At 46.9% G+C, this 12510-nt stretch carries 11 protein-coding genes; 6 read left to right on the top strand and 5 right to left on the bottom strand.

The features are described 5' to 3' along the window. Window positions 1-457 precede the first annotated feature (457 nt). From QUB08_RS25475 to QUB08_RS25465, 3 genes are all read right to left on the bottom strand, one after another. Complete coding sequence (locus QUB08_RS25475; RefSeq protein WP_333228231.1) at window positions 458-1861, bottom strand: transposase; 1404 nt, start codon at window positions 1859-1861, stop codon at window positions 458-460. Window positions 1862-2134: 273 nt separating this feature from the next. Continuing rightward, a complete protein-coding gene (locus tag QUB08_RS25470) occupies window positions 2135-2575 on the bottom strand; it encodes a translation initiation factor (protein WP_333228229.1) in 441 nt (146 codons plus the stop codon). 108 nt (window positions 2576-2683) lie between these two features. After that, on the bottom strand, window positions 2684-3187 hold the full coding sequence (locus tag QUB08_RS25465; RefSeq protein ID WP_333228227.1) for a hypothetical protein: 504 nt from the start codon (window positions 3185-3187) through the stop codon (window positions 2684-2686). A 514-nt stretch (window positions 3188-3701) separates the two neighbouring features. Here QUB08_RS25465 and QUB08_RS25460 point away from each other — a divergent pair. Next, window positions 3702-4220 carry a pentapeptide repeat-containing protein gene (locus tag QUB08_RS25460; protein WP_333228225.1) on the top strand — a complete coding sequence of 173 codons (519 nt, stop codon included), beginning with the start codon at window positions 3702-3704 and terminating at the stop codon, window positions 4218-4220. Window positions 4221-4391: 171 nt separating this feature from the next. Here QUB08_RS25460 and QUB08_RS25455 read toward each other — a convergent pair whose 3' ends face one another. Then, window positions 4392-4514, bottom strand: coding sequence for a hypothetical protein (locus QUB08_RS25455; RefSeq protein ID WP_006633228.1), 123 nt, complete (start codon window positions 4512-4514; stop codon window positions 4392-4394). Between the two features lie 20 nt (window positions 4515-4534). Here QUB08_RS25455 and QUB08_RS25450 point away from each other — a divergent pair, with 20 nt between their 5' ends. Next, window positions 4535-5146 carry a DNA-3-methyladenine glycosylase gene (locus QUB08_RS25450; protein WP_333228222.1) on the top strand — a complete coding sequence of 204 codons (612 nt, stop codon included), beginning with the start codon at window positions 4535-4537 and terminating at the stop codon, window positions 5144-5146. Window positions 5147-5195: 49 nt separating this feature from the next. Continuing rightward, window positions 5196-5495: a hypothetical protein gene (locus QUB08_RS25445; RefSeq protein WP_333027404.1), complete on the top strand. Its 300-nt coding sequence runs from the start codon at window positions 5196-5198 to the stop codon at window positions 5493-5495. Between the two features lie 135 nt (window positions 5496-5630). On the opposite strand, the gene QUB08_RS25440 is transcribed toward QUB08_RS25445, so the two are convergent. Then, window positions 5631-7127: a glycosyl hydrolase family 57 gene (locus QUB08_RS25440; RefSeq protein WP_333228220.1), complete on the bottom strand. Its 1497-nt coding sequence runs from the start codon at window positions 7125-7127 to the stop codon at window positions 5631-5633. A 180-nt stretch (window positions 7128-7307) separates the two neighbouring features. Here QUB08_RS25440 and QUB08_RS25435 point away from each other — a divergent pair, with 180 nt between their 5' ends. The 3 genes from QUB08_RS25435 (at window position 7308) to QUB08_RS25425 (ending at window position 12316) form a co-directional block, all read left to right on the top strand. Continuing rightward, window positions 7308-8036, top strand: a complete 729-nt coding sequence (locus tag QUB08_RS25435; RefSeq protein WP_333228219.1) for an AIM24 family protein — start codon at window positions 7308-7310, stop codon at window positions 8034-8036. 177 nt (window positions 8037-8213) lie between these two features. After that, window positions 8214-9020: a DUF928 domain-containing protein gene (locus tag QUB08_RS25430; protein ID WP_333228218.1), complete on the top strand. Its 807-nt coding sequence runs from the start codon at window positions 8214-8216 to the stop codon at window positions 9018-9020. Between the two features lie 113 nt (window positions 9021-9133). Then, window positions 9134-12316 carry a CHAT domain-containing protein gene (locus tag QUB08_RS25425; RefSeq protein ID WP_333228216.1) on the top strand — a complete coding sequence of 1061 codons (3183 nt, stop codon included), beginning with the start codon at window positions 9134-9136 and terminating at the stop codon, window positions 12314-12316. Window positions 12317-12510: the final 194 nt, after the last annotated feature.

Below are 12510 nucleotides of genomic sequence, written 5' to 3'. Positions count from 1 at the left end.
AGTTCAGCCTTGTGGCTGGAAGGGCTATGTACGGGCTTTCACCGTGATTCACGCTTCAACGAATCGCACGGGCATTCCTTCTGTGCTTGTTTGAAGTAGTCCAGAATCCGCTCGTAGCCAACAAGGTAGTCTCCAGTGGTACTTGCCGTGACTGGATTAGACTTTTCGCTCATCTTTCGCTCCATCCTATAAGAATGTCGAGTTTGCTTACTGTAGACAGTGTACAGCAAGTCGCTCGGTATTCGCTCAAATCCAAAACAGGGCTTTCAGAGTAGGCACAAAAAATGGCTAGAACAACGTAAAAGCGTCGATTGAGAACTCAGCGCTAATTCAACTCCCACCCTCTCCGTTTTTGAGAAAATGCCTAATTTTTGGGCGATCGCAACTTGGTCAGACACACCCGATTTCAATTGACAGCCATAAAGGCTGAGAGTCGATCGCTCAAACTCCCCTCCACTCAAATAACTCCCATTGCTGGAACTCTCTTAGGGTTCCCAGTCTCATCCACCAACGCGGATGATTTTCCCTGTCTTCCAACAGGCTCCTCGGGCGTACTTTTATCCTGTTTCCGAGGGACTCTCGGTACAGCATCCAAATAGATTCCCAGTCGATCCACGCCGCGCTTCAAAATAACTTTTGCAGCATCCACATCGGCATCCTCATGATGACCGCATTCTTCACAGATAAATTTTTCCTGATCTCGATTTGTGGGACTGACATACCCGCACTCGCTGCATTGCTGAGAGCTAAAGTGAGGCACCGCTTCATAAACCAGAACGCCCGCCCTTTCGGACAAAATCTTGACTTTCTGTTTTAAGGAACCCCAAGCAGCATCAGCAATGGCTTTGTTCAGTCCAGATTTAGCAGATTGACCGTTAGGCAAATACTTTCCGTTTTCATCCTGCTTTGGTTTGCAGCGTGCCATCATGCCTTGAATATTAAGATTCTCAAACACAATCAGGTCAAACTGCTTGACCAAGCTATTAGCTATCTTCCATTGGTAATCCTCTCGTCGATAAGCAACTTTTTGTTCCAGTCTTGCTAAGCGCTGGCAGGCTTTTCTTCTGCGGCGGGAACCTACAACCTTGCTGCTGATAGCACGGTTTAGTTGCGATCGCGGACGCTCCATCTGTTGATAAAATCTGGGATTGGCAATGGTTTGTCCCGTACTGAGAGACATTAGCTTCTTGATACCCAGATCTACTCCTACTGCTGTTTTAACTTGATTTGCTGCTGGAACATCTGGAACCGACTCATCTTGCAACAAAACAGAAATATAAAAGCCATCTGCTTTTTTCCGCACTGTGACGGAACGAATGCTGAAAGCATTGGGAAACAGTCGGGACTGAAAAAACGACATCCAGCCAATACCGGGAAGTCGGACTTTATTCCCTTTAAAGGCGACATCTCCAGGCGGGTAGGTGAAAGAGCGAAATTTACCCTGCCGCTTTGTTTTCGGATATTTGCCCAATCCTCGGAAAAAGCGCCCAAAAGCAGCATCAACCTGTTTTAGCATTTGTTGCAAAACATGGTGATAGATTTCTCTATACCAAGGACGCTCTTGCTTCAGGTCAACCAAATTGGCATCTTGTTGAGCGAGCGGAGTCCTTTTCTTGCCTTTTGCTGTCCAAGGATTGCCGTACAAAGCACCTTTGCTTAACGAGCAAGCAAAGGGGCAACACTCGGCTTGAGTTTCGATGAAGCAGTAGTTCCCCATAACAGGAAATCTTGCTTGCTCGTAGGCTTCTGTTCGCTCCCTAACTCTAAAGTTGTATTGCAAGCGAAGCAAATGAATCCACCGCTCGATTGTGTGAGCTTGTTTGGGCGAGGGATTCAGCTTGTAAACGTAAGCAAGCAGCATGGTGTACTGTCTTAAGTTAAGGGGGCTACTGATTTAGCAGATGAGCCACTTCCTGGGCTGTAGAATAGGAGATGCTAGCACATAAGCTTGCAGTATCAGGGTTAAGAGTGTTGATACGCTTAGCACTGAGAACTTTGGCAAAATCTGTACCAGCCAGCTCCACAATACTCATACCATCTTTGCAGTTTTCTCGTTCTGCTGCTAGTCCTCCAGAAAAAAAACACCCCCACAGGGGTGCTGTTGCTTACCAGGTAATTTTTCTAGCCAACTGACTTAACTAAACCCTTCCTCATCCGCGGGGTCGCCGTAGGGGTCTTCGCTTGCCGGGCTCACATTGCCGAACATTCCAGCATCCGCTACGTAGTCTGCGGGGTCGCCGTAGGGGTCTTCGCTTGCCGGAGTCACGTTGCCGAACTGTCCGTAGTCAGTACCGGCGTAGTCTGCGGGGTCGCCGTAGGGGTCTTCGCTGGCGGGAGTCACGTTGCCGTACTCTCCGTACTCAGCCGGATCGCCGTAGGGGTCTTGGCTGGCTGGAGTCACGTTGCCGTACTCTCCGTACTCAGCCGGGTCGCCGTAGGGGTCTTGGCTGGCTGGAGTCACGTTGCCGTACTGTCCGGCATTGGAGGCATCTTGGTAATTGCCATCAGGATCGACTTGCTCGCTGTTTGGCCCGACGATCGCATCTTTTAACTTCCGCAAAAATCCGTCTACCATGATAAAGTTCCTCTTTTTTATGTGTTGAAAAACGACTGTTTTAGATTGGGAATCCCAGATTTAATTGAAAGTCATGGAACCTGCCATCTAAAATCTCAAATGCTTAGACTACTGTGCGGGAACAGGACTTGTAGCTTCCGGCAAGGTAGTAAGGTCTCGACCGGTATTTTGGTTGTTGTACCCTTGGAATTCGCGGTAACGCGCTGCCTCGGACTCTGGAACTTTAATTCCTTCAGGCGGGGGCGTTACCCAGACCGCGCGATTCTGGGCATCACGGTAGTAAACGCGACCGTTTTTGGAAAGGTAATGTTTTCCCTGCGGCCCCTTTTCTTGTTTATTTTTGTGCTGATTGTAGATGTAGTAAAGGGCGGCTGCTCCTGCTAAAGTAATCCCTACTTTTTGAGCATTGCTCAGTCCTTTTTTCGCCTGTGGGGAAGGAGCGGAGCCCCGATTAGTTTGCACTCCTCCAGCGCGAGTGTTGTCAACAGGAGGCGGGGGAGCGGAATTTTGCTCGCTAGAACCGCAAGCACTCACAAAGGGAAATGTCAGCAGCGTTGTCAGCAGCAGAGCCATGAAGCGCGGTCTTTTGGGTTCGGGTTTGATTGTGTTCATTACCGCTCCGAATTGTCGGGATTATAGGTGGTGTGTTCTGGCGAGGTTGAGGAACCTGAGCTGCTGCCAACTGTTTTTAGAGTAGATTAGTTTCTCAAAGCAATTTTGACAAAAAAAGTAGTTGCTGAGAACTTAACAGCGCAGCTACAGTATTGCGTTTCTATATTAATTATCCTCAAGTCTCTCAAAAATTTCCTCTTTCCAGGGATATAAATAAAGTTTCTTTTATTTCAGTCCGCAGGTATATGCCACTGCGCGCCTTCGGGTAATAATAAATTCCGCTTGTGGACTGCTCACAGCAAAGTGAAGCAAACGGAGGGGGCCAGTCCGAAACTCAAAGCAGCACTGGCGAGGGAAAGGAGGCGGGATTTATAAGCCCGGCGGTGTTTAATTGCGCCAGACTGCTGGTGGGAGATGCCTGCCATTTTAGTGTGGGAATTCTGGAGAGGTCGATCGCACTCTTGGAGAAATCTATTAACCGCGATAGAAAACCCCCTAAGCCTTTCGGATATTTATGAAATTAAAAAATTTAGTTACTGCTGGATTGTCGATCGCAGTTATATTTACTGCGGTCAAATATATACAGGCTTCAACTCAACAAAACCAAGTCAAGCAATTACTGGAAACCAAGCAATGTCCAGAATGCAATTTCAGCAATGCCAACTTGAAAGGACTTGACTTACAAGGATTTAACTTGCAGGGAGCGAACCTCGAAGGTGCTAATTTGTCAGGAGCCAAATTAGCCAATGCCAACCTCAAAAATGCCAACTTAAATAGAGCCAACCTGACAGGAGCTGATTTGGGCTGTGCCGGCATCACTTTCAACCTTGAGGCTAATGAAAAAGAAGCAAATGTGGATTTTAATGTCACCGCTGTTCCACAAAAGAATAACCCAGAAAATGCAGTAATTGGTTTCAATATGAAAGCAACGGATCGAGGAGCGACAATGCGTTTAAACCTCATGGGATGCGCGGACTTCTCAAATGCTAGCTTGCAAGAAGCTAAAATGCCAGATGGCACAATTCATCCTTAATTGCAGCAAATACAGCAATCTGCTGTCTCATCATTTGTCAACTTCTTTTCATTCTTTCTGCTCTCTCTTTTCTCTTTCTCTGTGTCCTCTGTGGCCTCTGTGGTTCCTTAAAAAAACCGCCGTCTGAATAACAGACAGCGGTTTTTTTAAGCAACTAACAGCCACCTAAAATTAGTGAGCAGAACCGTTACCGTGATACTTGTCAGTATCGTAGAATCCGTTTTTTGTGCCGAAGAACAGACAGCAAACGGTGAAAACTGCTGTCAAGACTGCTAAAACTAACTTAACGTCCATAATTTACCTGCTGTTGTTGAGTGAGTGCAAATACTCAGATTGTAGAATCTTTTTGGCTGGCGCGGCCATCTACCAGCGTAGCGCCAGATTTGCTGGGCTGTACTCTGGTGCGGCAGTTTCCTGACGGCGAGACAATTCGGGGAATGATTGTCGAAACCGAAGCTTACGGCCCAGGAGATCCCGCTTGTCACGCTTACCGGCAGCGAACTCCTCGCAATCAGGTGATGTTCGGGCCTCCGGGTATGGGCTACGTTTACTTAATCTACGGGATGTATCACTGTTTTAACGTGGTGACTGATGCAGAGGGAGTTGCTAGTGCTGTGCTGATTCGAGCTTTGCAGGTAGATGCGGTTCCCAAGGGGTTCGCTGGAATTCCCGAGAAGAAGCGATCGCGCCTCGCCGCCGGGCCTGGGAAACTGTGTAAGGTACTGGAGATCGATCGAACTTTAAGCGGTTTTCCCTTGGGTGCAGGCCAACCGCTGCGTTTGGAACACCGGAGCGAGCAATTTCAGCAAGCTGTGGAGGAGGGTACAATAAATTTTGTGCAAACTACGCGGATCGGGATTTCTCAAGGAATGGATTTGCCTTGGCGCTGGTATGTAGGGAACTCTACGGCTGTGTCACAACTCTAGTAATGTCAAAGGTATCAGTGTAAATTTTGTCGCTTATCTTAGTGAAATTATGGCTTACTCTTCTGAAAATCCGATCGTACAACTCAAAAAATGCCTAACCCTGGTTCAGGATGTTAGCACTCACACCGAAGCCAACCGGGCCTTCGAGCAATTGTGCGGGATTATCGATGCTGAAAACCCAATGGCCGCGCAACTTTTGGAGATGCTTTGGGAAGAAGCAATTATGGCGAGGCGATCGGCTTTATTTTGGCAACAAATGAGCGATGTTGAGAAAGATATGGCTAATAGAATGATGGAAAATATGACGCAGATGAGACAAAATTATTTGCGGCTGATGCAAGAAATGTAGGATTTAGTAATTGGTAAGCGCGTTTGTTGTGAGGAATTTAGTCCTGTGCTTTAAATAAAGGTGTAAGGTGAGTCAGACCTAATATTTGACAATGCTCAAACTGTTTGTTTCTGACGCACCCTACCATAAATTTTCCTACTTCATTAAAGCAGCGCCGCGGTTGTAAAGTTCGCGCGCGTAATCAGTCCAAGTTCCCTGTCCCCAATAGCGGAAACAGCTTGTTTGTAGCAACAAGTTGTAAAGCAAAGCTTGCTGGTATTCAAACTGCTTGGTAACGGTAGCATCTTGCTGCACCAGCGAGTCGTATTTTTTGTGAAATGCAGCGCTGAGTAGATTCATCGGTTCCAAGACATTTTCGTAGCCTTTTACCCAACTCAAATCGTTAGTCCAAGAAGCACCATCCATGTGAAAATTATGGTCTGTTTGCTTGAGTTGGGCGATCGCACTTTCCACTTTTTCCGGCGTCGCACTATCAGGATCGACTAGCTGCCAGATTTTGTGCTGGTTAATCCCCTGACAAACAGGATAATCGTCAGGATTGACGCCCGCCGCTTCAATTATCTCCAAATATTCAGTCCCATTTAAACCAACAACGCCGGATTTTCCGCCGCCTTGTTCGCGGTTTTCGTGCCAAGCTTTGACAAAGGCGCTGGGAAATTCATTCATCATCACGCCGCCATTTTCGCCGTCGGCAATCTGAGTAACTAAAGAAGGAATTGTGACATTGCCAATTTGCTGTTTATTGCGTCCTTTTGCTTCGTAATACGGCTGCATTTGACCCACCAATTTCGTATCCGAACCTTGGGTTTTAATCAAAGCCGTGATGCTGATTGTTTCGCCGTGAGAATTGCGGGCGACTAAACGGTTGGGAATATATTTTTGGTCTTGCGACAATCCCGAACCGTCGGGATTTTCTACAGAATGTTCTTGCACCATCAGCCAGCGATAGCCGCATTCTTTCAAAGCTTTGATGTATTCGTAAAGTGTATCAGGATGATTGGGGAAGTGCATTTCAGGGGGTGAAAAACCTTTAACCCGCTTCAGGGCGTCCAAGCCAAAAATGGCGGCAAAATGATGTTGCCATGCTTGAATTTGGAGTTTGATATCGGGAATGGGAGTTGAGGGAATGACGGCGTGACTCCACATTGTCCCCAGCCATTCTACGTGAGGTTGATATTGAGGATCGCAGGTAATCCGCTTGAGATTATCCAAGATATCGTCCCGTCCCATTTGGCGCAATCCCCACAATAAATTGCCGGAATAGTCGAGCATAATTCGCGGGTTGCAGCCTTCCGCAATCAGTTGGGGAATGAATTCTCCCATGCGAGAATAGCACCAAGCAAACACTCCGGCGTTGTGGTTATCTCCTTGGTTGGGATGTTCAAACATATTCTGGAGATTGCAGATTAGTTCGCCGTTTGCACCCGCAGGAATTGTCGGTTGGTGCATATGCAGGGCGCAGGCGAATCCGGCTTGAATGTTTTCGAGGCGCAGATTTGTGGTAGGTAGAAAGACAGGTTCGTTGCTATTGGCTGCGGCTTTAATTTCTGCTTCGGAGCCGCAAATATTGGGTAATCCTGAGTTGATTTCTTGTAAAATCGGTAAATTGGGAGATTGTGCGATCGCAGGCATGAATTTTTCTCAACAATTGTGGAGGAGCGCTGTCTGCTATTGCTAAGATAGCTAGATACTTTAACAGTAGCAGAGGATGTCTGCAAAAGATAAATTTCACCCGATAAGTCCGGGAACGCGGCAGCCCCAAATCATGTGTCAAATCTTTAACACATTTTAAGCAAATAGGCGAGGTATATTATGAAATACGAAATCAAGCTTTTGGAACCAACGGATTTGTGGTACGTTCAAAATAACATCAATAAAGAAACCAACAAGTTTTACCATCCCACTAAAAATATTCCGTTGGTGCAGCAAGCGGAAATCAACTTGAACAATTCGGGAGTGATAATTCAAAAAGGTGCGCTGCATTGGTGTATGGGGAAATTGACTTCCGGTGTTTATAAAACTGATAACCGTTTAAAAGATATGTGGGTATCTTTGACAACGGAAATGGACTACAACGCTCCCGTATATCAAGGGACTGGTACGGTGAAACTGGAACCGAGACAAAAAGGGCATTTCCTGCATTATACGCCGATCGACCTTTCGGATGCGGAGCAGTGGGAGTTTGATGACGGTATATTTCAGTTTTGTTCGGACAATGTAGTTATCGGTGCTAAAAAACTGAAATTCCGACAAGTGGCTGCTTCTAATGACGGTAGGTGGAGAATTGCTGTTACAGCTTTGCGCGAGCAAAAAGCTACTGTTGTAGCAGCTACAAGTTCACCGGCTAAGGTTGTCGAACTCAAACAAGGTGAAACTTTGATAGCTGATTGCGATTTAGTAAAAGGATTTACCAAGGGGATTGAAGAAGATTATCGCAAATTAGGTCATTTTGGCAAAGGCGGTGGAGAGGGTTATGTTTGGTATTATCAGGGGAAAGGTAAATTATTAGTATGTGAAAATGATGCGATGGGTTTGGGTTGAGTTGTTTCATTTTTAAGGTAGAGGTTGCTGGAGCCGGGATCGCGGAACTTTATTGGGGAAATATACTAAAAAATTTCCGCGAAACTATAGACGCTAGCCTAAAAAATCTGGCAAGATTATTTTCAGGTTGCAGTTGGAGCGAACGCAGATTTTACACCTCTACTTGGCGGATATTTTATGAATCAAACAAAACTGCTCCTACAGCAGGCGGCGCTTAATGTGCTTGTGGCTTTAACAATGGTTCAACCTGGATTGGCAGCGATGCTGGCTGATTCATCGGGGGAACCGAATTTGCTGCCACAGGTACTCGCATACGAGCCGCCCGCGCGCGGAGCACCGGGCGATCGCACAGACGCAGGCAGCCGCGATTATCCTCACAACTTTTTAGCTTTGATTCCGGCTACAAATTTAGGGTTGACAGCGATCGCACATCCGACTTTTTGGCTATACTTGCCGACTTCATTGCCTGATGATATTCGCTTTGAGTTTGTGCTGCGGGACGAACAGCAAGAGGTAGTTTTCCGAACAGTTTTTGAGCTAGAAAAAGCAGTGGGAATTGCGAGTTTTTCCTTGCCGCCCAATTCACCTCCTCTGGAAACTGGCAAGAAGTATCAGTGGTGCTTTTTGTGGGGGAATATCTCCCGCCACGGGTGGGTTGAGCGGGTGGCAATGAAACCAGAAATTTTGGTTCAGCTAGAAACAGCATCGCTGAGGCAGCGCGTTTTGCTGTTAGCTAAACACGGTTTGTGGTACGAAACTCTCACAGAATTAGTTGCACTGCGCGGCAAACTGTTGAGCCAATTACAGGCAGCTACTTTAGAGGAGAGGCTGCTAATTTATGCTGAAAATGACTTGCGGTATGAAGCGCTAGCAGAGCTATCTGGATTTGAGAAAATATCATCTCTGGCGACTTTGGATGCTGACTGGGAGGCTTTATTGCAGCATCCGTTTGTGCGCCTGCACGGGATAGTTTCACCACTTTAAAAGGCTTTCCGGCCCTGTTCCAGAAAGAGTAAGTTTTTTTCTGGCCCTTTTCTTAGCCCGCCTATCAGGAACAGGCAAGATGCCTGTTCCACAAAAATTAAGTCAACTAAGCGATGAAATACCCGATATTAAGCGTCTACAATACTTTTAATACAGAGCCGATCGCCCGTTGGTCATTTGATAAAGCAGGCAACTTGACGAGCGATCGCCCGGAACTCCCTCCGGCACGCCTAATTGACAGTATTTCCCGTGCTGTTGAACCATTAGAAAACGGGTCGCACGAAAGCCTCTTGCTAACAGGAGGTTGCGTTACTTTCCCAGTTACTCCTTTACTGGATATAGGCAAAGAAGACTTTTCTATTTGTGCGTGGATTCGCACGGAAGATTACGGAATTGTCAAGATTATCGATAAGCGAATTGAAAATTCTGGCCCTATGCTGGGCTGGTCTTTCTTTATTTATCAAAGCAAAATTAACCTGCAACTAGCGGATGAAAAAGGTTGGCTAAACTGTGGTTTAGACCATATAGAAAAAATTCTTCCTTTCCCAGTTGTCAGCGACAATCAATGGCATCACGTTGCGGTTGCTGTCGATCGCGATCGAGTGGATGGAGGGCGCTGGTATGTCGATGGCAAGGAAGTAGGTGGGCGGTTCAGACCAATATTGCAACAGGGTTCCCTCAGCAATAATATTCCTCTGACTGTTGGCAGGCGCTCGGACGGTTTCGGAGGCGTTTTTCGGGGAAATATTGGGGATATTCGGCTCTACAAAAGGGTGCTGTTGGCAGCAGAGGTGCAGTCGATATATCGATCGATTCAGTCTCCTATTAATAATAAAATTGTTGTTCCCGATCGAATGATGAAAAGAGCAACAAGACAGCCCCGCGAGAAAGATTCCTTCGGGGACAGTGCTAATAGTTCCCTGGAAAGATATTCGCAGGCGATCGAATACTATCAGCAGTCGCTAAATATTCATAAAAACAGTGGTAACCGCTACGGAGAAGCGAACGCTCTGAACAATCTAGGCGAGATTTACAGTTTGCTGGGGGAATACTCGCAAGCAATTGACTGTTACCAGCAGTCGCTAAATATTCAGCGAGACATCGGCAACCGCAGTGGGGAAGCAGCTTCTCTAAACGCTTTGGGAAATATTTACGATGCCCTGGGGGAATACTTGCAAGCAATTGACTGTTACCAACAGTCGCTAAATATTGAGCGAGAAACCAACAACCTTCATGGAGAAGCTAGTTCCTGGCGCGATTTGGGGAGTGCATATCATTCCCTGGGGGAATACTTGCAAGCAATTGAGTGCCAGCAGCAGTCCCTAGATATGGCGCGAAAAATCAACTCTAAGCATAGAGAAGTGAACTCATTGAACGCTTTGGCCCGTACATACGTTTCCCTAGGGCAACATCAACGGGCGATGGAATACTCTCAAAAGTCCCTGACTCTGGCGCAGAAAATCAACAACCGTTATGGGGAAGCCTATTCGTTGGTTACTCTGGGCAATGCTTACAGTAATTTGGGGAATTACTTGCGGGCGATCGAATACTACCAGAAATCCTTAGATATTCAGCAGGAAATGGGCGATCGATCTGGGGAAGCGACTTCCTGGCGAAATCTGGGCAATGCTTACCGCTGTTTGGGGCAGTGCCAGCGGGCGATCGAATACAGCCAGAAGAGTTTAGAAATCGCGCGCGAGATCGGCGAAATGGCGTCAGAAGGGGCAACTCTCAACAATTTAGGACTGGCTTTATTTGACTTTGGCAAGTTTGCAGAAGCTGAAACATTCCTCCGCGACGCGATTCAAATTTGGGAGTCACTTCGGGGAAGATTGGGCAACCACGATAACTTTAAAGTATCTATTTTTGAAACCCAAGCAGCAACTTACCGCCACCTGGAAAAAGCCCTGATCGCCCAGTCAGAAACAGAACAGGCGCTGGAAATTTCGGAGCGGGGGCGGGCGCGGGCTTTTGTGGAGTTACTGACTGCTCGGTTATCTGCTAATTCAGGTGCGATACCCAATATTAAGCCGCCTACGATCGAGCAAATTAAACAAATTGCTAAATCACAAAATGCAACTTTTGTCGAATATTCGATTTCTTTTTTAGAAGAACTTTTTATTTGGGTAATTCACCCGACGGGCGAAATTGCATTTCGCCAAGTTGACCTCAACTATCAACATACTTCGCTCAAAGACTTGGTTTCCGACTCTCGCGAGGCGATCGGCATCAGGAATCGCGACTTCAATCCTACTCTAAAAATTGACCCAGGCGATTTAGTTAAACTCCACGACGATGCCCCTAATTGGGAACCTTGGCAAGTCATATCTGTTGATGAAACTCACAGCATTCTCTCGCTCTGGCAATCCTCTTTTCCCGAAGGATTGACTATTCCCAGACCTACAATTGATGTAACAGCAAAAGTGCAATCAAGCCGCACCAATCACCCGCGATTCCAGAAACTCCATCAACTGTTAATCGAACCAATTGCCAATTTGTTGCCGACAGATCCACAAGCCAGGATTATCTTTATTCCTCAAGGTGAACTGTTTTTCGTTCCTTTTCCGGCCCTGCAAGATGCTGCGGGTAAATTCTTAATTGAAAAACATACTATTCTAACTGCTCCTTCGATCCAAATTCTGGAATTAACCCGCCAAAAACGGCAAGAGATTTCTGATTGGGCTGGGGACATTCTAATAGTAGGAAATCCGACTATGCCCGAAGTTTCTCTTGTAGCGGGAAAACCCCCGCAGCGGTTATCTGCTTTGGCGCATTCAGAAACCGAAGCCAAGGCGATCGCCCAATTGTTCCAAACCCAAGCGCTTACAGGCAATTCGGCTACCAAAGCCGCCGTACTTCAGCGGTTGCCAAACGCCCGCATCGTCCATTTTGCCACCCACGGATTGCTCGATAACCTTCGCGGGCTCGGCAGTGCGATCGCCCTTGCACCCGATCGCACTGATAGCGGTTTGCTGACTGCTGAGGAAATTTTGAACCTGCACCTCAACGCGGATCTGGTAGTTTTGAGTGCCTGCAATACCGGCATGGGGCGGATTACCGGCGACGGCGTTATCGGTTTGTCTCGCGCTTTAATTTCGGCTGGTACGCCCAGTGTCATTGTGTCTTTGTGGGCGGTGCCGGATGCTCCTACAGCCGATTTGATGGTGAAATTTTATCAAAATCTCGATCGAACAGGCAACAAAGCTCAAGCCCTGCGAAACGCCATGCTGGAGACAATGCAGCAGCATCCAAATCCCAGAGATTGGGCGGCTTTCACACTGATCGGCGAAACATAATTGATTAAATTTTGTAAAAAATTGCCAAAACTGCGAAAAAATTAGTTTTTTCGCTGAAAGCTCCACAGAAACTCGATCGCGCCAGGATAAGTCATGTGTCGATTTAATTTCTTCAAAAAAGTCACGCTTGCGATTGAAATCGGGGCAACCACGGGAGGATTGCCCCTACTGCACAAACTTTAGTCCACTCCTAG

The sequence above is a fragment of the Microcoleus sp. BR0-C5 genome, assembly GCF_036705045.1.
Taxonomy (GTDB): domain Bacteria; phylum Cyanobacteriota; class Cyanobacteriia; order Cyanobacteriales; family Microcoleaceae; genus Microcoleus.
Note: the sequence above shows the minus strand (reverse complement) of the source record. Positions and strands in the feature narration are given on the sequence as shown.